This is a genomic window from Pseudomonas sp. Hz4, assembly GCF_054898165.1.
On the sequence record NZ_CM142719.1, the window covers coordinates 144,996 to 166,404 of the forward strand.

The following is a 21,409-nucleotide window of genomic DNA, read 5'->3' on the forward strand; positions in this document are numbered from 1 at the left end:
TCCCACGCTCTGCGTGGGAACGATCTTTCCGACAGGACACCCTTCCTACAGAACTTATTCACTCGTCCTACAGACCAAAGTTAACAGGCCTTATTGCGCTGACTGAAGCTGAACGCAACCTGTCAAGCAAAAGCCCGAAACACTCTGCCGCTAGCCAGTAACACTTCAGCTGTGCAACATGGCGCGCGTGCCTTCCACAAATGGGAATTCCCTTTATGAAACGTTTTCTTAGCATCGCCATGGCGTTGTGCATTGGCCTGACGATGAGCCTCGACGCCAATGCCGCCAAGCGCTTTGGTGGCGGCAAGAGCTCCGGCGCTGCGCCGACTCACCAAACCAGCCAAATGGCTCCTTCTTCTGCCGCCGGTGGCGCTGCTGCTACTGCCGGCGCGGCCGGTGCCGCTGGTGCTGCCGCCAAGGCCGGCGGTGCTTCGCGCTGGCTCGGCCCTCTGGCCGGTATCGCTGCCGGTGGCCTGTTGGCCTCCATGTTCATGGGCGGCGGCTTCCAGGGCATGCAGATCTTCGACATCCTGATCATGGCTGTCATCGCCTTCCTGGTCTTCCGGTTCATCGCCGCTCGTCGTCGCAAGCAACAGGCGCATCTGTCTCCAGCTGGCGCGCCGATGCAGCGTGAAGTGTTCGAGCAGAAGCCAACAGCCATGGGTTCGATCTTCGGCGGCTCGGCTGCACCTGTTGCCGCTCGTCCGGTGATCAATGCTCCGGCCTGGTTCAATGAAAAGAATTTCATTGAAGCGGCCCGCAACCACTTCCAGTCCCTGCAACAGCATTGGGACGCCAATGAAATGGACAAGATCTCCGAGTTCGTGACCCCGCAGCTGCTGGAGTTTCTCAAGCGCGAACGTGCCGACCTGGGCGAAGGTTTCCAGTCCACCTACATTGATGACCTCAATGTACAACTGGACGGCGTGGATGATCGTGCCGACAAGACCATCGCCACCCTGACCTTCAGTGGTGTGTCGAAGACCTCGCGCTTCGACCAGGGCGAAGTGTTCAGCGAAAGCTGGAACATGGAACGTCCGCAAGGCGATAACCAGCCTTGGCTGGTCGCCGGTATCCGCCAAAACGGCTGATCCCTCCTGCGTTAAGCATGCTGTAATGAAAACCCCAGCCTCGGCTGGGGTTTTCTATTTCGCGGTTGCATCTATAGCGAGCTACTGTATAAACCGCCCCAACTAAACCGCGCCATCAAGCAAGAGGATCCCGGACGTGGAAGAAATCATCGAACAACTGCGTGAAGCCAACGAACCGGTACCGGTCCCCTTGGAGCTGCCCGACGACGATCAATTGGTGGAAATCGAAGAACAACTGTTCATCGACATTCCGTTTGTCTTCAGAGAATTTTTGCTGACCGTCAGCGACGTCGTCTACGGCAGCCTGGAGCCGGTGACCGTTACCGACCCGCAATCCCACACCTACCTGCCGGACGTTGCCGCCAACGCCTGGGATTTAGGTGTTGATCGCAGCATGATTCCGATCTGCCAGGACGGTGACAACTACTACTTGGTCGAAGAAGACGGCACCGTGGTGTTGTGGCAGGCCGAAGAAGAGCTGATCGCCGAAGAAACCTGGGAATCGGTGTGGCACTGGGCGCGGGATGTCTGGCTGGAAAGTTGATCCACCTGAAGCCCCGCGTGGTCAATGCCCGGACGAATCCTTGTGGTTGTCCGGAAACAGATCGATCCGAGCGTGACGGCAGCCACCCGCCCGGCGTCCCGATAACTGTTGATATGAAAAAGCTGACGAGGCCCCCGCAGAGGTGCCGCCCTCCCGAAATTCTGCCTTGAACCGTGAGAACGCTATGGAACCCGGAAACGCCCAACTGTCGATGACGGTATTGATGACCCCCGACATGGCCAACTTCTCTGGCAATGTCCACGGCGGTACATTGCTCAAATACCTCGACGAAGTGGCCTACGCCTGCGCCAGCCGTTATGCCGGCCGCTACGTGGTGACCCTGTCAGTGGACCAGGTGATTTTCCGCGAGCCGATTCATGTCGGCGAACTGGTGACCTTTCTGGCCTCGGTCAATTACACCGGCAACACCTCCATGGAGGTGGGCATCAAGGTGGTGACCGAGAACATCCGTGAGCGCTCGGTGCGCCACACCAACAGCTGCTTCTTCACCATGGTCGCAGTGGATGACGACCGCAAACCGACTGCTGTCCCGCCACTGCAACCGCAGAACAGCGAAGACAAACGCCGCTTCATGCAGGCCCAGCAACGTCGGCAGATTCGTCAGGAACTGGAAAAGCGCTATCAGGAAATCAAGGACGACGCCTGAGCAGGTCAGGCAGACTGATGGTGTTCTTCAGATAGTCTTCGCGAGCAAGCCCGCTCCCACAGTTGATCTTTAGTGAACACATATTTTGTGTACGACAAAGATCCAGTGTGGGAGCGGGCTTGCTCGCGAATGGGGCCAACGCGGTTCAAAGGCTGATCGCCGTCGCCTCGAACCGCACCCGTGGATGAGCAATTCGGTCCTGAGCCCGAACCAATTCCAGCTCATAGCTGGCGCAGGCCTGGGTTTCCAACAGCACTTCATGCACCGCCGACGCTGCAAACTCGAAAGCCGCCACCAGGCTATCGCCCAACAGCACGCGAGCCAGAAACAGCCCGGAGGTCAGATCGCCAACGCCCACCGGCTGACGCGGAAATGCCAACATTGGACGACACAGGTGCCAGCTGCCTTCGGCCGTCACCAGCAGCATCTCGAACACATCCGCCAGCTTACCGGGATAGTCCAGATGCTTGACCAGCACAGCCTTCGGACCGCGCGCCAGCAACGCTCGCGCCATGGCCAGGCAATCGAACAACGATTGCGGCCTGCGCCCCGAAAAGCTGTCCAGTTCCAGCTGGTTCGGGCACATGAAGTCCGCCACCGCAGCCGCCTCCTCCAGCAGGAAATCGCTGACTTCCGCGGGCACGCTGCATCCCTTCTCCGGGTGGCCCATCACCGGGTCACACAGATACAGCGCCTTGGGATTCATCGACTTGATCCGCGCCACACCCGTCAGGATCGCCCGGCCCTGGGCCGCACTGCCGAGGTACCCGGACAACACGGCGTCGCAGTTGCCCAGTTCGCCAATCGCCGCGATGCCTTCGACCAGCTCGGGAATCTGATGCGGCGCCAGCACTTCACCGGCCCACTGGCCGTACTGGGTGTGGTTGGAGAACTGCACGGTATTGAGCGGCCAGACATTCACCCCGGCCCGCTGCATCGGGAAAACCGCGGCGCTGTTGCCAGCGTGGCCGAACACCACGTGGGACTGGATGGCGAGCAGATGGGGCGTACGCTTCATGCGGTGAGTTTTCCGTAAACGATAGAAATTCAAGCCGCGCAGTATGCGACTAAACGCAGCCTGTACGACAGACCGGCCACGCAGTTAAGCTGACACTATCTTGTTGGAGCAACTAGTTAATGCTGACCCTTGGAAATATCTTCGTGCTGATGCTGCTTGCCACCGGTGGCGCGTGGTTGTGGCACAACCATGGCCTGCGCGAGCGTGCGCTGGAGCGGGTCACGCAGCATTGCGCAAAGCTTGGTGTCGAGCTGCTGGACGGCAACGTGGCGTTGAAAAAGATCGCGTTCATCAAAGACGCCAACGACCGGCGGCGTCTCGCCCGTGTGTATAACTTTGAATTCACCGTGACCGGTGAATCCCGTCACAACGGCACCATCACCCAGTTCGGCGCCCACAGTGCGCAGATTGAGCTGGCGCCCTACCCGATGCCGTTCAATGACACGCCTGCAGTGTCCGATGTCGTGAAGCCGCGCGCTGAGGTGATCGAGTTGAGCCAGTGGCGGCAAGAACACACTAAATGGCGTCCTTGATTTAAGTCGGGCTCAATCGGCAGTCGGCTAGATCTCTTTGCAATGAATCAATAGCCTGCGGCTCACTGAAAATCAGTTCGATACGCGTATCACGCCGCCATTCGCTGGGCTGCCAGTCCAGCACCGAGTTTTCCAGCGCATTCGCCGAGACCCAACCGTCGACGCTGTGGATAACCAGCTTCGCCCGCCGCCAGACAAGGCTTTCAAGCCACTGGCCAACGCGCGCCGCATCGAATGTCTGACTCGGATGCCAACGCCAGCCGACGCTCCAGCCGTCCTCCTGTTCCTGACTCAAGCAAATTGGCAGCGCGGGATCCGTCCAGATGGCCGGCATCTGCGCCAATCCTTTGGGCGCGATAAAGTTATCCACACCCGCCACAGCCTGAGCCCCAAGCCCCGGTAATTTGCTCAACGGCAAGAGGGCTTGCTGCGTCCAATACAGAGGGCGAGAAGGCAGCTGCGCGGCGATTCGCTGACGATCAGTGGCGTCGAGACCTTCGGCTTTGTTCAGCAACAACAAACCGGCACTGCACAACGCCTCCTGTTGCGCCTCGGGCAGTGGTTTGCCAGCGGCGAGTGCCTGAGCATCCAATACCAGCACACAAGGCTGAACTGCCAGCACGCCCTGCCACGGCGCCTCACTCAACTGCCTGAGCAACTGCGCCGGATGACCCAGCCCGGAAGGTTCGATGAATAACCGATCCGGGCGCGCCTTGCGCAGCAAACGCCCGAGACCGATCTGAAAAGGTGCACCGTTGACGCAACACAAACAGCCCCCGGCCACCTCACCCAGTGCGATACCATCGGCGTCCTGGGTCAGCAACGCAGCGTCGAGGCCGATCTGGCCGAACTCGTTGATCAGCACTGCCCAGCGTTCACCGACCGGCCGCTGCATCAGCAGATTCTTGATCAAGCTGGTCTTGCCGGCACCCAACGGGCCTGCAATGACGTGAGTGGGAATATTCTGCAACATGGTCGATGTTTTCTGAGGAGGTAGTGGATGCGGTTGAAGGGATTGTCGTTGCTCCTGGCGCTCACTTCAGGTGAGGCACTGGCCCAGGCCTGCGTGGTACATAGCACGGCAACGCGACTCGACGTGAAAGTCTGCCAGCAGAACCGCAACATCCCGGAAAAACTGTTCGCCGATGGTTTCTGCCAGCCGAACCTTCCTGGGCAGAAAGTCGAGGTGCAGTACGTCGATCAATGCCCCACCGGCGCATTCGGCGTGTGCAGCAACGCCCAGGTCGCCAATATGCCTTACCGGCAGGATATTCACTATTACGGCGTGGCCACGGATGCGGCGTATTTGAAGCCGTTTTGCGAAGCCCAGAGCCAGGGAACCTGGCTCAAGCCTTGAGCGCTAGCCTAGCCAGTCGAGCGTTAGAATCAACCGCCGCTCGCCCGACGCAAGCTGTGGCGAACGGTGAATAAGGCCGAGGCCTTCGTTGCCGTGCCATTTCTCGCCTTTGAGCAGCGCGACGTCGCCGCTGGCGATCTGCTCGATCAGCGGACCGTCCTGAGGAAGATTGGGTTCGGTGTCATCGCTGGGCAGGTCCAGAACCAGTGACTCGGCCAACGGCTCGTTCAGGGACAGCAGCAAACTCCCGAAATCAAAGAGGTGTGCCGGCAGTTGGCGCTGCCAAACAGCGAGATTTATGCCGTCATCCAATATTCGGGTGAACGCTTGCGGCGTCTCACCTTGAACCTGATGAATGATCGGCCGCGGTGTCAGGCGGGGTGCCAACATCAGGCTGCCGCCTCTTCATGCCACGGGCCGAATGGATCTGGCAGTAGTCGCCAGCCCTCGACACCCAACGCCATTTCATCGTCGGTCAGCAAGCAATTGTCGAGTTCGGTGGTGAGTTGCGCGAAGTCGATGTTCTGGCCGATGAACACCAGTTCCTGACGGCAATCGCCGGTGGCTGCGGTCCAGTTTTCCATGATCCCGGCCGTGCTTTCTTCGTCCTGCGGCCACTGCGGTTTCGGTACGAAACGCCACCAGCGTCCGGCGAATCCATGGCGCATCAAACCGCCGGCCTGGGACCAGCTACCGGCGTCCATGTGTTTGCTGGCCAGCCAGAAAAACCCTTTGGAGCGCAGCAGTTTGCCGTTCACCCACGGGCGATCGATAAAACTGAAAAAACGCTGCGGATGAAACGGTCGGCGTGCTCGGTAGGCCGTCGAAGCGATGCCGAATTCGTCGGTTTCGGGCACGTGCTCGCCACGTAATTGCTGTAACCAGCCCGGTGCCTGAGCGGCCTTGTCGAAGTCGAAACGACCGGTATTCAGGATCTTCTCCAAGGGAATTTCGCCCATGACCATCGGGATGATTTCTGCCTGGGCATTGAGCCGCTCAAGGATCGCGATCAGCTCCTGGCGTTCACTGCTGCTGATCAAGTCGATCTTGCTGATCAGAATCACGTCGGCGAATTCGATCTGCTCGATCAACAGGTCGGTGATCGAGCGTTCGTCCTCCTCGCCCAGCGTTTCGCCACGAGAGGCGAGGCTTTCGGCGGCCTGATAGTCGAGCAGAAAATTCATGCCATCAACGACCGTGACCATGGTGTCGAGCCGGGCGATGTCAGCCAGGCTCTGCCCTTCTTCATCCCGGAAGGTGAAGGTTTCCGCGACCGGCAGCGGCTCGGAAATGCCGGTGGATTCGATCAACAAATAATCAAAGCGACCCTCCTTGGCGAGTTTGCTCACCTCTTCCAGCAAATCTTCGCGCAAGGTGCAGCAGATGCAGCCATTGCTCATCTCCACCAGTTTTTCTTGCGCACGATTCAGGGTGACATTGCGCTGGACGTCGCCGCCATCGATGTTGATTTCGCTCATATCATTGACGATCACGGCAACGCGCAGGTTGTCTCGATTGCGCAGCACGTAGTTGAGCAGCGTGCTTTTGCCAGCGCCGAGAAAGCCCGACAGGACGGTCACGGGGAGACGATTGGGCATCAGGTATTCCTCACAGGGATGCCCGGTCGCAGTGTCGGGCTGTAAAAAGGCATGGTTGATTCTAATGTAATAACATAACATACAAAAATCGATTCCCACGATGGACCTGCTCATGAATGCGCTGACTCTGCCGGATATTGCCGCGCAGGCCTCACGCCAAGCCCTGCCACTCGACTGGGTGGGCATGTGCGGCATTGCTCTTCCTGTTTTATTCGATGGCCAACGACTGAGTGCAAAGGCCGACGCGGGCGTCAGCCTTGATGATGGAGAGGCGCGCGGGATTCATATGTCGCGGCTGTATTTGACGCTGGAAATGCTTGAGCAAGAAAACCTGACGCCCGCCTTGTTGCGGCGAGTTTTGCAAAGTTTTCTCGACACTCATGAAGGACTGTCCACTAGTGCGTACTTAACAATTCGAACCGATTTACTGCTCAAAAGACCGGCCCTAATCAGTCCATTAGCCGGATGGAAAACGTATCCAGTGAGCATCGAAGCACGTTTGAAAAACGCGATGTTCCACGTGGAACTAAAAATCGATGTGCCTTATTCCTCGACCTGCCCATGTTCAGCGGCGCTTTCCCGACAGTTGATTCAACAGCAATTCGTCGATGACTTCGCCAACAAGCCGCTGCAACACGCCGATGTATTGACCTGGCTCGGCTCCACAAAAGGCATCATCGCAACGCCTCACAGCCAACGGAGCATTGCAACATTACGGCTTCGGCTGGATGACCATCTGGATGACTTGCCGTTGATCGCAATCATCAACGACGCCGAAGCGGCCCTCGGCACCGCCGTACAAACCGCCGTAAAACGCGCCGACGAACAAGCCTTCGCCCTGGCAAACGGTCAGAACCTGATGTTCTGCGAAGACGCCGCTCGACGTTTGAACCTGGCCCTGAAACGCTCCCCCGGCATCAACGCCTTCCACATACGAGTCATCCACGCCGAAAGCCTCCACGCACACGACGCGGTCGCTGAAAGCCGCTGGAATTGGGAGGCCGCATGATTCATTGCCAAGCCTTGCGTTGGGGCGCACCCGGTCAACCGCTCACGCCACCCGTTGATTTCGAATTGCCCACGGGCAGCCTGACCGCTGTGATCGGTGCCAATGGCTCGGGTAAAAGCAGCCTGCTGAAAGTGATCGCGGGTTTACAAAAACCGCTGATCGGCAAAGTCGTACTGGAGGTTCCACGCAAGGGTGGCCTCTCGTTCCTCCCCCAGCAACAACACCTGGATCGCCAATTCCCCATCAGCTTGCAAGAGCTAGTGGCCGGCGGTTTCTGGGGCAGCACGCAGTCTGCAGAAATTCGCAGCCAACGCCTCAAAGCCGTGCTGGAAAACTGGTGCCTGACCGGACTGGAGCAGCGCTCATTGATGGCCTTGTCCGGTGGCGAATTACAGCGTGCCCTGCTCGCCCGTTTGAGCCTCGCGCACGCGCCATTGCTGTTGCTCGACGAACCCCACGCCGCCCTCGACGAACTCGGTCAGGTGCTGCTCTGGAAACACATCCACGCCTGGCATGCCGAAGGCCGGACTCTGGTGATCGTGTGTCATGACTTGGTCGCCGTTCGCCAACACATTCCTCAAACCTTGCTGATCAAAAGCACCGGCTGCGTCCTCGGGTCCAGCGTTGATCTGATCCATCATCAACCGCAAGCGCGGGTGGCCTGATGCTCGCTGCCGTTCAACTTTGGCAACCGTTCCACGAGTTCGTGTTCATGCGCCGAGCGCTTCTTGGTGGATTGGTCTTGGCGTGCAGCACGGCACCGCTCGGTGTGTTTCTGATCCTGCGACGCATGAGCCTGATGGGTGACGCGGTGGCGCACGGTATCTTGCCGGGGGCCGCATTGGGCTTCTGGTTCGCAGGTGTGAGTCTCCCCGCACTGACTATCGGCGGGCTCGGCGCAGGCCTCGGCATGGCCGGACTCGCCGCTTGGATCACCCGTCGCACCGGCCTGCGGGAAGACGCGAGCCTCGCCGCGATCTACCCGATTTCACTGGCCAGTGGCGTGCTGATCCTCGGTATCGCCGGCAAACGCCTGGACCTGTTGCACCTGTTGTTCGGCTCGGCGCTGGCGGTCGATCGCCCGACGTTGACAGGCATGCTCTGGGTCTCCGGCTTCAGCCTGATCACCATGGCCGTCATCTACAAACCTCTGTTGCTGGACACCCTCGACCCACTCTTTCTACAAACTGTTAGCCGCCTCGGACCACTGGCCCACGGTGTGTTTCTGATGTTGGTGGTGCTGAACCTGGTGATCGGTTTCCAAGCCATTGGCGCGCTGATGGTGGTCGGCTTGATGATGTTGCCCGCCGCCGCTTCTCGCTTCTGGAGTCGTCGCTTGCCGATGTTAATAGCCATCGCCGCCCTGCTCGGCTGCCTCTCGGTGTGGCTCGGCTTATTGCTGTCGTTCTACTACTCACTGCCCAGTGGCCCGGCGATCGTGCTGGTGGCCGGCGGCTTGTATCTGCTGTCCGTGGTGTTCGGACCGGTGCACGGTTTACTGCGCCGTCCGCCTTTGCTCACATCCCAATGAGGTGTTACCCGATGCGCGCTTTACTCGTGCTGTTCAGCTTGATGCTGTCGATGTCGCTGTCTGCTGCGGAAAAGCTTCAGGTAGTCACCAGTTTCAGTATCCTCGCCGACATGACCCATCAAGTCGGCGGCGACCATATCCAGATCACCAACATGGTCGGCCCGGACGCCGATGCTCACACTTACGAGCCGACGCCTGACGACGCCAAGGCGTTGCTCAAAGCCAAGTTGATCATCAAAAACGGCTTGGGTTTCGAGCCATGGCTGGACCGTCTGGTCACCAGCACCGAGACCAAAGCGCCAGTGATCAGCGCGAGCCACGGCGTCATCCCGCGCTCCCTGGATGAGGACGGCGAGACGGTTCCTGACCCACACGCCTGGCACAACCTGGCGAACACTGAGCTGTACATCAGCAACATCACCAAGGCACTGATCGCCGCCGACCCAATCAACAAAGCCGACTACGAACACAACAGTCAGGCCTACCTGAAACAGATCTACGCGCTACTTGCCGAAGCCAAGGCCAAACTCAGCTCGCTCCCACCGGGTAATCGTAAAATCGTAACGTCCCATGACGCCTTCGGTTATCTCGGTCAGGCTTATGGCATCGACTTCATGGCGCCTCAAGGCCTGTCCACTGAACGCGAACCGTCCGCCGCCGAAGTCGCTGCTCTGATCACCCAGATACGCCAGGCCAAGGTCAAAGTGGTGTTCATGGAAAACGTCAAAGATGCACGCCTGCTCAAGCAGATTGCCGATGAAAGCGGCGCGCACATCGGTGGCACGTTGTACTCCGATGCCCTCGCGGCTAGCGGTCCGGCCAGCACCTTTGTCGGGTTGTTCGAGTACAACCTCAACACCCTGTACGACGCGTTGAGCCAGCCATGATCCGCAAGAACCCTTCGGGTGATCTGCCAGTGATTGCGGAGTCCGCCTATGTCGATAAAACCGCAATCATCTGCGGCAAAGTGGTGATCGGCGAAAACGTCTTCGTCGGCCCCTACGCGGTGATTCGGGCCGACGAGGTGGATGCCTCGGGCGAGATGGAGCCGATCACCATCGGCGCCAACTCGAACATCCAGGATGGCGTGGTGATCCATTCCAAGTCCGGAGCGGCAGTGACGATCGGCGAGTTCAGCTCGATCGCCCACCGCTCGATCATTCATGGTCCGTGTAAGGTTGGCGACCGGGTGTTTATCGGGTTCAACAGCGTGCTGTTCAACTGCGCAGTCGGTGACGGCTGCGTGGTGCGACACAACTCGGTGGTCGAGGGTCGCGATTTGCCTGAGGACTTCTATGTGCCCTCCACCACCCGCATCGGCCCGCAGACAGATCTATCGCAGTTCCCACCGGTGAGCGTCAGCGCCTCGGAGTTTTCCGAGGACGTGGCGCGTACCAACGTCGACCTGGTGCGCGGCTACAAAGCCCTGCAGAACGAGTTCTGACCATGAGCAGCGTGCTGATTCGCAATGCCCGGCTGGTGAATGAAGGTCACGAGCTTGACGGTGATCTGTTGGGCTGACGAAGACAGCGTTTTCGCCACAGCGTCAGTACCACGATTGTGTCGGGGCAAATTGCCTGGCACGACAAACGTCTTAATGACAACTGTCAGGGTTTACCTCTACGATTTATGTGCTAGCACTCGAGAGCACCGACATGATTCACATCACCCTGAGCGATGGTTCATTGCGTGAATACGACCAGCCATTGTCGGTGTACGAGCTCGCCGCGAGTATCGGACCTGGGCTGGCAAAAGCGGCAGTCGCAGGTCGGGTGAACGGCGTCTTGGTGGACTGTGAGTTCATGATCGAGGGCGATGCGCGTGTCAGCATCGTCACACCTCAAGAGCCCGATGGGCTGGAGATCCTGCGACGCTCCTGTGCACTGATGCTGGCCATGGCCGTCAAACAACTACATCCACACGTTCAACTGCACGCAGGAACGGCGCTGGGTGACGGGTTCTTTTATGAATTTTCTGCCGAGCGATCCCTAACGCAGACAGACCTGCCACTGATCGAAGCGCGCATGCAGGCTCTGGCGGCGACCAATCACTCAATTCGCCGTCAAGGGAAGACGCAGCTGTACCGCTTGGGGAACTTCGAGTCGACGACAGTTGGCCCGCATGTCCCCGCGACCAGAGTGCTGCAAGCGTTCTCCCTCGACCACATCAGCGGGACATTGCAGCAGCGGATTTATGGTACGTGCTGGCCCTGCCAACAGGAGCTGGAAAACTGGCGGACGCCGCCACTTGTCATCATCGTCAACATGGACGAACGTCAGGCGGATTACGCGCAATCGGTGACCGAGGCATTGCGCCGAAGCGGCGTGCGCGCCCGCGCGGATCTGCGTCACGAGAAAGTCCGCCAAAAGATTCGCGAGCACAGTCAGCACGTGCCGTATCTGGTGGTGATCGGGGAGAAAGAAAAAGCAGGCGGGTTTGTCAGTGTGCGTAGCCGCACAGGTGAAGACTTCGGGAGGATGGCGATCGAGGCCATGTGTGAATGGTTGGTTCAAGCCCGCTCCTACACAACCCCGTAGGAGCATGGCTTGCCCGCGAAGCTTTTAAGCTCTGGGCTTAACAGTCCCGCAATCCTGCCCCAACCACACGGCGCGGCTATCGAGGCTGCCCTTCTGCTGAATGCCGGTGGCATTGAACGTGCCGTTAACCTTGGTGGTGAACTCACGATCATTGAGGAAAGTGGCGACACCGGTGCCCTGCGCTTTCGGACAGCTGAAGCGGAATTTCCACTGATTCCCGGTGCGGTCGGTGATTTCCTGCTTGCAGCCCGACTGTGGATCGGTCAGCGGAATATTGTCTGTCTTCACCTGCTCTGGAGTCAGACAAGCCCGAATCCCTTTGCCGCCCATGGTGATGCCCTGCTTTTCGAGCTGCGCGCGCTGTTGAGGGGTCATCTGGCTCTGTATCTGACCAAGGATCAGCTGCAGATCCGGGAGATTCTGGTCATCGACCTTCATGTTGCTTGTGGTCATTTCCCACAAACCAGGCTGCAGCATCTGCGCCTGAGCGGCCACAGGAAGTGACAAACCTATAGCCATGGCCAAACCCAGCAGACGAACGTTCATCGAGTAACTCCTGATCAGTAGTGGCCGTTAGACGTCAGCCAGGGGCTTCGGTTCAGGGGCCAATTAAATAGCGACATTCTGCACGGAACATGGTCTGTTAAGCATTGAATATTCAGGAGCAAGGCTGCCTCATGGATTACTTTGGACAGCATATTTTCGGCTACACGATTGCACTGCTACACACGCTGGGCCTGATCGCTGCCATCCACGCCGTGCTCACCGTGCGCACCGCCCAGGGATCGATCGCCTGGGCCCTGTCGTTGCTGTTTATTCCCTACCTCACACTCATCCCGTATCTGGTCTTCGGCCGTAGCACCTTCGATGGCTACATCAAGGCTCGGCGCGAGGCCAACGAAGAAATGCGCAAGGCTATCTCCGAACTGAACTGGCGACCTTGGGTAGAAGAGGCACTGACCGCTCGCGCCTCGAATGCTTACGCGTCCTTGAGGGCGATGCCGAAACTTGGGCGCATGCCCTGTTTGGCGAACAACGAAGTGCGCTTGCTGATTAACGGTCAGGCCACCTTCGACGCCATTTTTGAAGCCATCAGCAACGCGAGGGAAGCGGTGCTGATTCAGTTTTTCATCATCCACGACGATCGCCTCGGCCAACGCCTGCAAACCTTGTTGCTGAAAAAAGCCGCCGAAGGCGTGGCGGTTTATTTGTTATACGACCGCATCGGCAGCCACTCCCTGCCTCACAGTTACGTGCAGCCGTTGCGCGATGCCGGCGTCGAGGTCAAAGCCTTTGCGTCCCGCAGCGGCTGGCTCAACCGCTTCCAGGTCAACTTCCGCAACCACCGCAAGATTGTGGTGGTTGATGGAATATTGGGCTTCGTCGGTGGACACAATGTCGGCGACGAATACATGGGCGAGAAACCACCCCTGGCGCCGTGGCGCGATACCCATGTGCAAGTACGCGGGCCGGTGGTGGCCTGCATGCAAGAGTCTTTCGCCGAAGACTGGTTCTGGGCAGCGCGATCGTTACCACCGCTGATCCTGCCGGACGTTTATCCGGACGATGGCGTGCTCTGCCAATTGCTGGCGAGCGGCCCGGCAGATTCCTACGAAACCTGTTCGTTATTCTTCGTCGAAGCGATCCATGCTGCGACAGAACGGGTCTGGATCACCAGCCCCTATTTCATCCCCGACGAAGCCGTGTTCGCTGCGTTAAGGCTGGCGGCTATGCGTGGCGTAGATGTGCGGCTGCTGCTGCCCTCACGACCGGACCACCGGATCGTCTACGCCGCCTCCAGCCTTTATGCCTTCGAAGCCGTGCGCGCCGGCGTGCGGGTGTTCCGCTACGAGCCTGGATTCCTGCATCAGAAAGTGGTGTTGATCGACAGCGAAATCAGCGCCATTGGCAGTGCCAATCTGGACAACCGCTCATTTCGGCTGAATTTTGAAGTGATGTTGTTGACGGTCGACAGCGCGTTTGCCGCCGAAGTAGAACAGATGCTCAATGATGACTTCGCCCAAGCCCACGAGATCGCCAAAGAAGAAAGCCGGCAGACCCACCGCCTGCAACAGGTCGGCATGCGGATCGCCCGGCTTATTTCACCGATACTTTAGGCACTACGGGGTGTAGATATCGTCGCGAGTCCATGGCAGTTCATGGCTACCATCGGGGTGGGCTTTCACCGCGAGAATCTGGTGCAGATTGATCCAGCCCTTGGCGAACGCGTAAGCGCATCCCGCCAGGTACAGCCGCCAGATCCGTAAGGCCTGCTCTGGCACCAGCCGGGAAGCAGCTTCCAGATTGTCTTCCAGGCGTTCGCTCCAGTGGTCCAGGGTACGCGCGTAGTGCAGGCGCAGACTCTCGACGTCGACAATCTCCAGCCCTGCCTCGCTGATCTCGGCAGAGATCATCGACAGATGCGGCAGCTCGCCATTGGGGAACACATACTTCTCGATGAATTCACCGAAACCGCGCCCCACCGGACGGCCATCGATGTGCTTGGCGGTGATCCCGTGGTTCATCACCAGGCCGCCCTCTTTCACCGCACCGAACAAAGTTTTGCAGTACTCGGCCAGATTGGCGTGGCCAACGTGTTCGAACATGCCGACACTGACCACTTTGTCGAAGCGACCGTCCTGAGGCAGGTCGCGGTAGTCGAGCAGTTGCAGTTCCACCAGATCATCCAGGCCTTCGGCCGTCACGCGTTCACGGGCAAGTTCCAGTTGCTCTTTACTGAGTGTGATCCCGAACACTTTCGCGCCAAACTCCCGGGCGGCATACCGTGCCAGCCCGCCCCAACCGCAACCGACATCCAGCAAGTATTCGCCGGGTTGCAGCCGCAGTTTGCGGCACAGGTGGCGGAATTTGGCCTGTTGGGCTTGCTCCAGCGTTTCGCTGCCGGTCTCGAAATAGGCGCAGGAATACGCCATGTCGCTGTCGAGCCACAGCTGATAAAACACGTTGGAAAGGTCGTAGTGGTAGGAAATCGCCTTGGCGTCGGTCTCCTTGTCGTGAGCGGTGCGCACTGGCTGACTGTCCTGGTCTCCGAGCAACGCCTGGCTCCATTCATCACAGACGCGAATCACCTCGCTGATGGAACCTTCCAGCTCAAGTTTGCCTTCGACAAACGCCGCTCCGAGCGCGTCCAGGCTTGGATGAGCGAACTGGGTAACCATTTGTGGGTCCTTGACCACAATTGTGACGCTGGGTGTCGGCCCCAGATTGAATTCATGGCCGTCCCAGAGTCGCAGGCGTAACGGTAACTGCAGATTCTGTAAGGCCGGTGGAAGGTGCGCGACCATGGAGAGTCCCCTTGTTTCAGACGTCTGATGTGAGGGTAGACCATCCTGAAAAAATAGCTGGCTATCGATTTAATAACCGTTTCTATGATTCGTAGCGTTCGAACCATACGCCGCGCATTCGCAGAAGTGATTGCCCTCACCTAGATGACTACGCACTCGGCCTACAGTTCTGAAATTAGAAATCGCCCGTGATCACTGTTTAGAGCATTAACAGGCGTACTCAATCCCCATCCTTCAGTTTGAGCAATGGCTCCTGAAACCGAAGTAGTCGCCCAGCGTTACCGAGTACCAGCAATGTGCTGAGGTTGTGCAGCAATGCAGCAATCATCGCCCCCGCAGCGCCGAGCCAGCCAAATGCAGCGAAGGCTACAATCGCCAACGTCCAGCACAAACCAATGATCACGTTAACCTGCAACGTCTGCCGACATTGGCGACTCAACCGAACACACGTGCCGAGCCGTCGCAGATCGCTGCCAATCAACACGATGTCGGCCGAGGCCAGCGCGATGTCTGCCCCGCCCGCCCCCATCGCCACGCCGACCACACCCGCTTTGAGCGCCAATGAATCGTTTATGCCATCGCCTACCACCATCGGCCGAAAACCACTGCCGATTTCCTTCAGCACGCGATTGAGTTTGTCCTCGGGCAAGGCTTGAGCTTCGACATCGCTGATTCCGACATCGCGCGCCAGTGTGTGCGCAACGCTTTGCCGATCACCCGTGAGCAGCAGCTGCCTCCCCAACCCCAGTTCACGCAGCTCGCTCAACGCAAATCGAGCCTCGGGTTTGACGCTGTCGGCCAGCAACAGCCAGGCGAGGAATTCACCGTTGAGCGCCAGTCCGGCAATCGGGCCATCGTGGTCGGGGACACTCGAAGTGGCGATACCCAATTGCGCGAACAGCTCCGGACGACCGAGCGCCGCCTCGCCCTGCTCCGTCATCGCCACCACGCCCAGCCCCTGACGCTCGTGGATGTCCGAGAGCAGCAGAAAATGTTCCTGAGTGACCAACCCGGCGAGCGCACGGCTGACCGGGTGACTGCTAGCGGAGCCGAGGCTGGCGGCAAGTTTGAGAACGTGACCGCGATCCTCAAGAGGACTGTCGATGGATTGCAAACGCAAGGTGCCGAAGGTCAGGGTCCCGGTCTTGTCGACCACCAGCGAAGTCAGGTCTGCCAACTCTTCGAGGAATGCGGAGCTGCGAATCAGAATCCCGTGACGAGCGGCCACCGCCACCCCGGCAATCGCCGTGGCCGGTGCCGACAACACAAGCGCGCAAGGACAGGCCGCCACCAACACCGCAAGCATTGCCTGGGCATCGTTAGTGATGAACCAGGTCACGGCGGCCAGCAGCAACACCAGCACCATGTAGCTGCCGGCGTAGCGTTCCAGCAAACGCGTGATCGGTGGCTTGGAACGCTCGGCGCTTTGCATCAGTGCGATGACTTTGCCGAGGGTCGACTCATTGCCAGTGCGGGTCACTTCGATGCGCAGCAGACCGTCGAGGTTGATCGCGCCGCCGAAGACTTGCATACCGACGTCCGCCTCGATTGGCACCGATTCGCCGGTAATCGAGGCGGTGTCCAGGCTCGCCTGACCGGACAACACCCGACCATCCGCCGGCACTCGATCACCCGCGCGCACCTCGACGATGTCGCCGGCCTTGAGTGTGCCGTTATCGACTTCGACGATGGCGCCATCGGCCTGAACCTTGCGCGCGTGGCTGCGAGTCAGTTTGCCGAGGGCGCGAATCGCCTCCTGGGAGCCGATCACGCTGCGCTCTTCCAGCACGTGGCCGAAGATCATGATGATCGGCAGCAACGCCGCGGTCAGCAAATCCCCCGTGGCCCACGCCCCCAGCATGGCCAGGGCGATCAATTGATCAGTGATCCCATGCAGGCTCGGATAACGCAGGCTGTACCAGGCTGAACGCATCACTGGCACGGCCACCAATAACGACGCAAAGCCCAGCAGCAATTGACTGACGCCAGTCTGCTCCGGTGACATCCAGCGCCAGGTCAAGCCGAGCGCTAGCAGGCCAAGTGCGAGCATGGCCAGCGTCAATTGCCGCGCGGCGCTGCGTTGTTCAGCCGAGGACAACAGGCTCGGGGCGGCGGCGGTTTGGGTCGTCATTGTGCAGCTCCCTGAATGATCAGGCGGGAATCGTCTTTAGGGTTGACCGTGGTCACCGAGCCGGCCTGACCGAGAATCTTCGGCACCCGCTCGCGGTAGATACGCAGCAGCATCTGGGGGTCGGTGCCCTGTTGCTGCGCCTTGGCCAGACTCAACACGGTGGCCGTGTCCGTCGAGGCTTTGGCCAGCCGTTCACTCGCTTGGGCATGGGCGACTTGCAGCGTGCGATCGGCTTGTTCGTTGGCGGTCTGAGTCAGTTTCTCGGCTTCAGTGCGAGCGTTGGCCACGACTTTGTCGGCTTGCTGACTGGCGGTCAGAACCGCGTTGAAGGCGTTGACCGCTGGGCCGGGCAGACTCGATTGCACGTCGACCCGCGCCACTTCTATGCCTATCCCCTGCCCGGACGCGGTCAGTTCCGCCAGGCGCTGATTGATGCCTTGCACCAGATCACCGCGCAACCGTTCGCGGCGTTCGGCAGCCTGGCTATCGGCGCCCATCAGCTCCGGCCGAGCAACCAGAATAGTATCCAGATCGCGTGCGGCGGTGAGGGCCACCGCGCTGCGAGTGACCAATCGATCCAACGCCGGCAACACATGTTTGCCTTGAAGGACGAAGGCATATGGCTCGGTAACTTTGTAGAAAACCCGCACATCCAGTTGCACTACGCCCGCGTCACCGGTGAGCAAGTAACCGGAGCCGGCGAGTGCATCACTGATCGGTGTGGCGAAACTCGCCACTCGGTCTGCCTGCAACGCGGCATCGGTGCGCAGCAGGTTTTCCACCCGACGCTCGATCACCCGATCCGCCGCGGGCAACAACATCACCTGCTCAAACGGACGGGGCCAAGCCAATAAAAGGCCAGCACTCTGAATTCGATCCAACGCGCCGAAGTGCAAAACCACAGCGCGATTTTGCGGATCGATCTGCCGCACATTGGAAACCGCCCACGCCAAAGCGGCGAGCACGGTAACGGCGTAAAGCGCCAAAAAAGCCAATCGCCCCGCCTGAATCCAGGGACTGCTTAACTCATTTGTTCCACGTGGAACTAATTTCATGGCTGCGACCCGGACTTGTTATCGAGGGTCGGCGGGCCGTCAACCAACACCCGGAACGGCGCAGCGTCGGTACGCAGAATCAACTTTGTGCCGGGCGTGACGATCGTGCCCAACGTGTCGAGGGAGCGCAGCAGGTTGTAGAGCTGCGGCGAACCGGCATAGGCGCGGCCGTAAATTTGCGCGGCTTCGACGCGCGATTGTGCTTCGATGTCCGCCGCTTTTACCGTGGCGTCGGCCTGCAAGATTCGTGCGTCACGCTCGGCAGCGGAACGGATTTGCGCCGCTTCACGCTTGCCGATGGCCGTGCGTTCGGTGGCGATTGTTTCACGCTCGGCGCGCATGCGATCGACCGTAGCGGTGAGGGTTATCGACGGTAAGGTCAGACGCTCAATGCCAACTTGCAGCACCCGCACACCGTAAGTCGTGAGCAACTGCTGATCGATTTGCTGACGCAGTTGCGCTTCAAAATCAGCGATGTGAACTTGGTTGGCGTCGGTGTTCACCAGGTTAGCCAGATCAAAGCTGCTGGCCGTGGTTTCCAGAGCGGAGCCAACAAACGTGCGAATCTGCCGCGCCGCCTCGACCGGCTGATTCTGTACGGCACGCATGAAGCGTTGCACGTTGTCCGGATCGCCCTGAACCTGCCAAGCCACGTAAGCCTGAACGATGATGCGCAAACCATCCCGCGTACCCACGTCCTGCAAACCGCTGGACGTGGTGCGCAGTCGTAGATCCACTGGAATCGCCGCTTCAAAAGGAGCAGGCCAACGCCAGCCAAGACCCGGCTCCAGCAATACCCGCGAAGGATTACCGAAACGCGTGATCACCGTGGCCTCCCCTGAACGCACTTGCACCAGGCTCGCTGCCGCGATGGCGAACGCCACCAGCAACGCCGCCCAGCCCATTCGCCGCCACGGGAACGGGCCCGCTTCTTGTGGATCACCGTGGTGGTGGTGTCCGTGGTGATGCCCACCATGGCCGTGATCGTGGCCAGTGTGGTCATCGTGATCGTGAGTGTGCGACTGGCTCAATTGGCAGCTCCTGGCTGAGCGGTCTTACGCGGCGGCGCGGGGTCAGCCGGCAGCGTGAATGTACGGAGGTCGATGGTCGGCGCGTTAATGCTGTCGCCCAGACGATGATCGAGCACCAGCAACTTGGCATTGGCCAAGCCCTGGGACAGTTGGCTGAAGTACTGCTCCAGCACGAAGGCCTGGCCGGCGCTGGCGTAAGCCTTTTGCTCGGCGCCGAATCTCAGGTCCGCCGCTTGGGCGGTGGCGTTGATTTCACGAGCGCTGGCCGTCGCTTGATCGCGAGCGATGCTGGCCTGCAGTTGCGCCTGATTGGTGGCCTCCGCCGCCGCACCGCGCTCGCGGGAAATCAATGCCTGGGCGCCAATCTGCGCAGCCTGCACACCGTGATAGGCATTGGCGGCACCGGCCGGCGGATGAATTGCCTCGACCACCGTGGCGAGAATTTCCACGCCACTGTCGAGTTTCTGCAAGTCAGCCTGCACCGCCCGGCCAATCTCTTCGGCGAGCCCTACCCTGTCCTCGCCAAGCAACCCATCGAGGGTTCGCGAAGCGAAGTCATGAACCAGAATCCGGCTGGCCGTGCTGCGGATCAGCGTCGGGACGTCGGCGTTGTTGTAGGTCGCGGCCAACGCCGCTTGGTCGCTCAGGCCAATGCGATAGACGAAACGCACGTCCATGTTGACGATCTGAAAGCTTTGTTTGTCGGCTCGGCTGCTGGCAATGACCTGGGATTTGTCGTTCACATGGCTGGCGTCCCACAAGCGATTGGCAATGGCGGGCGCCGGACCTTCGGCGGGTTCGGCCACGACCGGCGCCGGTGTTTCGCCAACACTGGTGGCCAACTCGTGGACCACACCGTTCTCGACGCTCAACACTCGGCCCAGAGGCCAGGGTAAACCCGCGTGCAAACCGGGACCGAACACTTCCACCGGTCTGCCGAAACGCTCATAGATGCCCCGCCCTTGCAGCGGTATTTCGTGAATACCGGTCAGCGACCAACCCACAATCGAGACCACGACCAGCACCGGCAACAATGCCCGACGCATGTAGGTGAAGGCCCAGATCTGCCGCAGGTCGATGCCGAAGCGGTTGTGCAATTCGTGCTGCAATGCCAGCAAAGGTTGCGGCGGCCAGCGCAGCATGTCGGCGACGAAGCTTCGCGCCAACAAGGCAGGTTCGAGTTGTTCGCGCTGCGGACTGAACAACGACAGCATGGCGCGCAACAGTAGTTCGGCGGCGACGAGCCCCGGCAGCAGGCCGATCAGTACCGCAAGACGCGCCGGCCAGACCGAGGTTTCGCTCCCCAACAACAGGCACAAAGCGCCGACCACCAGGCAAATGATCGCCACCCGTGTCAGCTGCGCCAACGACCCCGCTTCGGGCCATTGGGCGGTGTTTTCCTGGGCCAGTTGACGTTCCAGCACCAACAAACCGAAGGCTAGCAACAACGATAGCGCCGCACCGACACTGGCCGACACTCCCAGCGCGGTCGGCGGCAGTGCCAGGTTCCAGACTTGCTCGATGCTCAATAACGTCAACAGCGACCAGCCGCCAAGCCACAGTGTCGGCGGGCCAATCTGCACCAGCATTCGCAACCATCGCTGACTGATCCGATCGAGCAGACGTTCGTACCCGCCAACCGGGGCGACGACTTCGTCTGCAACGAGCACCTGCACCACGGGGTTCATCGCCCGCGCACGCCACTGCGTCCCCCACCAGGCCGATTGCAAACCAGCGACCAGCACCAGCAAACCGGCGCTTTGATTAACCAGCCACGCAGGCCAGAGCGACTGCGGCGCAAACAGCCCGACAAAAAACGCCAGTAGCCAACCGGTCGACGCAAGCGCGCCCAGACCGATGGCGAGCTGACGCAATCGTCGCCCTTGAAAAACCGCTTGCTGAAATCGCGGCAGACCGGCTACTTGCGTCTCATCGACATCGAGATCGACTTGCATACCACCCCAGTGTTTATCGTTGCTCATATCGCAATTCGTTACGATAT

At 59.7% G+C, this 21,409-nt stretch carries 22 protein-coding genes and 1 pseudogene; 13 read left to right on the plus strand and 10 right to left on the minus strand.

Features of this window, described 5'->3' with window-relative positions; all coding sequences use genetic code 11:
• Positions 1 to 215: 215 nt before the first annotated feature.
• The 3 genes from ACYZTR_RS00610 to ACYZTR_RS00620 all read left to right on the plus strand — a co-directional run bounded on the left by ACYZTR_RS00610 (position 216) and on the right by ACYZTR_RS00620 (position 2,302).
• Positions 216 to 1,091: a Tim44 domain-containing protein gene (locus tag ACYZTR_RS00610; protein WP_461975585.1), complete on the plus strand. Its 876-nt coding sequence runs from the start codon at positions 216 to 218 to the stop codon at positions 1,089 to 1,091.
• Between the two features lie 136 nt (positions 1,092 to 1,227).
• Positions 1,228 to 1,635: an SMI1/KNR4 family protein gene (locus ACYZTR_RS00615; protein ID WP_461975587.1), complete on the plus strand. Its 408-nt coding sequence runs from the start codon at positions 1,228 to 1,230 to the stop codon at positions 1,633 to 1,635.
• Between the two features lie 184 nt (positions 1,636 to 1,819).
• A complete protein-coding gene (locus ACYZTR_RS00620; protein WP_461975589.1) occupies positions 1,820 to 2,302 on the plus strand; it encodes an acyl-CoA thioesterase in 483 nt (160 codons plus the stop codon).
• A 145-nt stretch (positions 2,303 to 2,447) separates the two neighbouring features.
• Here ACYZTR_RS00620 and pdxY read toward each other — a convergent pair whose 3' ends face one another.
• Positions 2,448 to 3,320 (minus strand): pyridoxal kinase PdxY, encoded by an 873-nt coding sequence (pdxY, locus tag ACYZTR_RS00625; protein ID WP_461975591.1) that lies wholly within the window; start codon positions 3,318 to 3,320, stop codon positions 2,448 to 2,450.
• Positions 3,321 to 3,439: 119 nt separating this feature from the next.
• Here pdxY and ACYZTR_RS00630 point away from each other — a divergent pair, with 119 nt between their 5' ends.
• Positions 3,440 to 3,853: a DUF3301 domain-containing protein gene (locus ACYZTR_RS00630; RefSeq protein WP_461975593.1), complete on the plus strand. Its 414-nt coding sequence runs from the start codon at positions 3,440 to 3,442 to the stop codon at positions 3,851 to 3,853.
• Position 3,854: 1 nt separating this feature from the next.
• On the opposite strand, the gene ACYZTR_RS00635 is transcribed toward ACYZTR_RS00630, so the two are convergent.
• Positions 3,855 to 4,826 carry a CobW family GTP-binding protein gene (locus tag ACYZTR_RS00635; protein ID WP_461975595.1) on the minus strand — a complete coding sequence of 324 codons (972 nt, stop codon included), beginning with the start codon at positions 4,824 to 4,826 and terminating at the stop codon, positions 3,855 to 3,857.
• 27 nt (positions 4,827 to 4,853) lie between these two features.
• Between ACYZTR_RS00635 and ACYZTR_RS00640 the strand changes: the two genes are divergently transcribed.
• Positions 4,854 to 5,210, plus strand: coding sequence for an NADH:ubiquinone oxidoreductase (locus tag ACYZTR_RS00640; protein ID WP_461975597.1), 357 nt, complete (start codon positions 4,854 to 4,856; stop codon positions 5,208 to 5,210).
• A 3-nt stretch (positions 5,211 to 5,213) separates the two neighbouring features.
• Here ACYZTR_RS00640 and ACYZTR_RS00645 read toward each other — a convergent pair whose 3' ends face one another.
• A complete protein-coding gene (locus tag ACYZTR_RS00645) occupies positions 5,214 to 5,600 on the minus strand; it encodes a DUF1826 domain-containing protein (protein ID WP_461975599.1) in 387 nt (128 codons plus the stop codon).
• Positions 5,600 to 6,808, minus strand: a complete 1,209-nt coding sequence (zigA, locus tag ACYZTR_RS00650) for a zinc metallochaperone GTPase ZigA (RefSeq protein ID WP_461975601.1) — start codon at positions 6,806 to 6,808, stop codon at positions 5,600 to 5,602. Before zigA ends, ACYZTR_RS00645 begins: the two co-directional genes overlap by 1 nt.
• Positions 6,809 to 6,920: 112 nt before the next feature.
• Between zigA and folE2 the strand changes: the two genes are divergently transcribed.
• The 7 genes and pseudogenes from folE2 (at position 6,921) to ACYZTR_RS00685 (ending at position 11,885) form a co-directional block, all read left to right on the plus strand.
• Positions 6,921 to 7,817, plus strand: coding sequence for a GTP cyclohydrolase FolE2 (gene folE2, locus ACYZTR_RS00655; protein WP_461975603.1), 897 nt, complete (start codon positions 6,921 to 6,923; stop codon positions 7,815 to 7,817).
• On the plus strand, positions 7,814 to 8,482 hold the full coding sequence (locus ACYZTR_RS00660; RefSeq protein WP_461975605.1) for a metal ABC transporter ATP-binding protein: 669 nt from the start codon (positions 7,814 to 7,816) through the stop codon (positions 8,480 to 8,482). The genes folE2 and ACYZTR_RS00660 overlap by 4 nt, the downstream gene beginning before the upstream one ends.
• Complete coding sequence (locus ACYZTR_RS00665) at positions 8,482 to 9,348, plus strand: metal ABC transporter permease (protein ID WP_461975607.1); 867 nt, start codon at positions 8,482 to 8,484, stop codon at positions 9,346 to 9,348. The genes ACYZTR_RS00660 and ACYZTR_RS00665 overlap by 1 nt, the downstream gene beginning before the upstream one ends.
• 11 nt (positions 9,349 to 9,359) lie before the next feature.
• Positions 9,360 to 10,235: a metal ABC transporter substrate-binding protein gene (locus tag ACYZTR_RS00670; RefSeq protein WP_461975609.1), complete on the plus strand. Its 876-nt coding sequence runs from the start codon at positions 9,360 to 9,362 to the stop codon at positions 10,233 to 10,235.
• Entirely contained in the window at positions 10,232 to 10,792 is a 561-nt protein-coding gene (locus tag ACYZTR_RS00675; RefSeq protein ID WP_461975611.1) for a gamma carbonic anhydrase family protein, read from the plus strand. The genes ACYZTR_RS00670 and ACYZTR_RS00675 overlap by 4 nt, the downstream gene beginning before the upstream one ends.
• An 80-nt stretch (positions 10,793 to 10,872) precedes the next feature.
• Positions 10,873 to 10,986 (plus strand): annotated as a pseudogene (locus ACYZTR_RS00680) (hypothetical protein); the annotation flags it as partial.
• A 17-nt stretch (positions 10,987 to 11,003) separates the two neighbouring features.
• Positions 11,004 to 11,885: a His/Gly/Thr/Pro-type tRNA ligase C-terminal domain-containing protein gene (locus tag ACYZTR_RS00685; RefSeq protein ID WP_461975613.1), complete on the plus strand. Its 882-nt coding sequence runs from the start codon at positions 11,004 to 11,006 to the stop codon at positions 11,883 to 11,885.
• Positions 11,886 to 11,909: 24 nt separating this feature from the next.
• Here ACYZTR_RS00685 and ACYZTR_RS00690 read toward each other — a convergent pair whose 3' ends face one another.
• Entirely contained in the window at positions 11,910 to 12,431 is a 522-nt protein-coding gene (locus tag ACYZTR_RS00690; RefSeq protein ID WP_461975615.1) for a DUF3617 domain-containing protein, read from the minus strand.
• 131 nt (positions 12,432 to 12,562) lie between these two features.
• Here ACYZTR_RS00690 and cls point away from each other — a divergent pair, with 131 nt between their 5' ends.
• Positions 12,563 to 14,002 carry a cardiolipin synthase gene (gene cls / locus ACYZTR_RS00695; RefSeq protein WP_461975617.1) on the plus strand — a complete coding sequence of 480 codons (1,440 nt, stop codon included), beginning with the start codon at positions 12,563 to 12,565 and terminating at the stop codon, positions 14,000 to 14,002.
• A 3-nt stretch (positions 14,003 to 14,005) separates the two neighbouring features.
• On the opposite strand, the gene cfaB is transcribed toward cls, so the two are convergent.
• The 5 genes from cfaB to hflK (ACYZTR_RS00720) form a co-directional block, all read right to left on the minus strand.
• Positions 14,006 to 15,190, minus strand: coding sequence for a C17 cyclopropane fatty acid synthase CfaB (gene cfaB, locus ACYZTR_RS00700; RefSeq protein WP_461975619.1), 1,185 nt, complete (start codon positions 15,188 to 15,190; stop codon positions 14,006 to 14,008).
• Between the two features lie 220 nt (positions 15,191 to 15,410).
• Complete coding sequence (locus ACYZTR_RS00705; RefSeq protein ID WP_461975621.1) at positions 15,411 to 17,321, minus strand: heavy metal translocating P-type ATPase; 1,911 nt, start codon at positions 17,319 to 17,321, stop codon at positions 15,411 to 15,413.
• On the minus strand, positions 17,318 to 18,376 hold the full coding sequence (gene hflK, locus ACYZTR_RS00710) for a protease modulator HflK (protein WP_461975623.1): 1,059 nt from the start codon (positions 18,374 to 18,376) through the stop codon (positions 17,318 to 17,320). The genes ACYZTR_RS00705 and hflK (ACYZTR_RS00710) overlap by 4 nt, the downstream gene beginning before the upstream one ends.
• Positions 18,373 to 19,407 (minus strand): protease modulator HflC, encoded by a 1,035-nt coding sequence (hflC, locus tag ACYZTR_RS00715; protein WP_461975625.1) that lies wholly within the window; start codon positions 19,405 to 19,407, stop codon positions 18,373 to 18,375. The genes hflK (ACYZTR_RS00710) and hflC overlap by 4 nt, the downstream gene beginning before the upstream one ends.
• The gene (hflK, locus tag ACYZTR_RS00720) at positions 19,404 to 21,362 is read right to left on the minus strand and encodes a protease modulator HflK (protein WP_461979913.1); all 1,959 of its coding nucleotides are present in this window, start codon (positions 21,360 to 21,362) and stop codon (positions 19,404 to 19,406) included. Before hflK (ACYZTR_RS00720) ends, hflC begins: the two co-directional genes overlap by 4 nt.
• Between the last annotated feature and the right edge of the window lie 47 nt (positions 21,363 to 21,409).

What these genes read in the sequence shown, in the direction of transcription:
- zigA (WP_461975601.1), bottom strand. Translation starts at nt 6,808, where the DNA reads ATGCCCAATCGTCTCCCCGTGACCGTCCTGTCGGGCTTTCTCGGCGCT.
- ACYZTR_RS00705 (WP_461975621.1), bottom strand. Translation starts at nt 17,321, where the DNA reads ATGACGACCCAAACCGCCGCCGCCCCGAGCCTGTTGTCCTCGGCTGAA.
- ACYZTR_RS00620 (WP_461975589.1), top strand. Translation starts at nt 1,820, where the DNA reads ATGGAACCCGGAAACGCCCAACTGTCGATGACGGTATTGATGACCCCC.
- ACYZTR_RS00630 (WP_461975593.1), top strand. Translation starts at nt 3,440, where the DNA reads ATGCTGACCCTTGGAAATATCTTCGTGCTGATGCTGCTTGCCACCGGT.
- pdxY (WP_461975591.1), bottom strand. Translation starts at nt 3,320, where the DNA reads ATGAAGCGTACGCCCCATCTGCTCGCCATCCAGTCCCACGTGGTGTTC.
- ACYZTR_RS00660 (WP_461975605.1), top strand. Translation starts at nt 7,814, where the DNA reads ATGATTCATTGCCAAGCCTTGCGTTGGGGCGCACCCGGTCAACCGCTC.
- ACYZTR_RS00690 (WP_461975615.1), bottom strand. Translation starts at nt 12,431, where the DNA reads ATGAACGTTCGTCTGCTGGGTTTGGCCATGGCTATAGGTTTGTCACTT.
- ACYZTR_RS00675 (WP_461975611.1), top strand. Translation starts at nt 10,232, where the DNA reads ATGATCCGCAAGAACCCTTCGGGTGATCTGCCAGTGATTGCGGAGTCC.
- cfaB (WP_461975619.1), bottom strand. Translation starts at nt 15,190, where the DNA reads ATGGTCGCGCACCTTCCACCGGCCTTACAGAATCTGCAGTTACCGTTA.
- folE2 (WP_461975603.1), top strand. Translation starts at nt 6,921, where the DNA reads ATGAATGCGCTGACTCTGCCGGATATTGCCGCGCAGGCCTCACGCCAA.
- ACYZTR_RS00635 (WP_461975595.1), bottom strand. Translation starts at nt 4,826, where the DNA reads ATGTTGCAGAATATTCCCACTCACGTCATTGCAGGCCCGTTGGGTGCC.
- hflK (WP_461975623.1), bottom strand. Translation starts at nt 18,376, where the DNA reads ATGAAATTAGTTCCACGTGGAACAAATGAGTTAAGCAGTCCCTGGATT.
- ACYZTR_RS00640 (WP_461975597.1), top strand. Translation starts at nt 4,854, where the DNA reads ATGCGGTTGAAGGGATTGTCGTTGCTCCTGGCGCTCACTTCAGGTGAG.
- ACYZTR_RS00685 (WP_461975613.1), top strand. Translation starts at nt 11,004, where the DNA reads ATGATTCACATCACCCTGAGCGATGGTTCATTGCGTGAATACGACCAG.
- cls (WP_461975617.1), top strand. Translation starts at nt 12,563, where the DNA reads ATGGATTACTTTGGACAGCATATTTTCGGCTACACGATTGCACTGCTA.
- ACYZTR_RS00645 (WP_461975599.1), bottom strand. Translation starts at nt 5,600, where the DNA reads ATGTTGGCACCCCGCCTGACACCGCGGCCGATCATTCATCAGGTTCAA.
- ACYZTR_RS00665 (WP_461975607.1), top strand. Translation starts at nt 8,482, where the DNA reads ATGCTCGCTGCCGTTCAACTTTGGCAACCGTTCCACGAGTTCGTGTTC.
- ACYZTR_RS00670 (WP_461975609.1), top strand. Translation starts at nt 9,360, where the DNA reads ATGCGCGCTTTACTCGTGCTGTTCAGCTTGATGCTGTCGATGTCGCTG.
- ACYZTR_RS00610 (WP_461975585.1), top strand. Translation starts at nt 216, where the DNA reads ATGAAACGTTTTCTTAGCATCGCCATGGCGTTGTGCATTGGCCTGACG.
- hflK (WP_461979913.1), bottom strand. Translation starts at nt 21,362, where the DNA reads ATGCAAGTCGATCTCGATGTCGATGAGACGCAAGTAGCCGGTCTGCCG.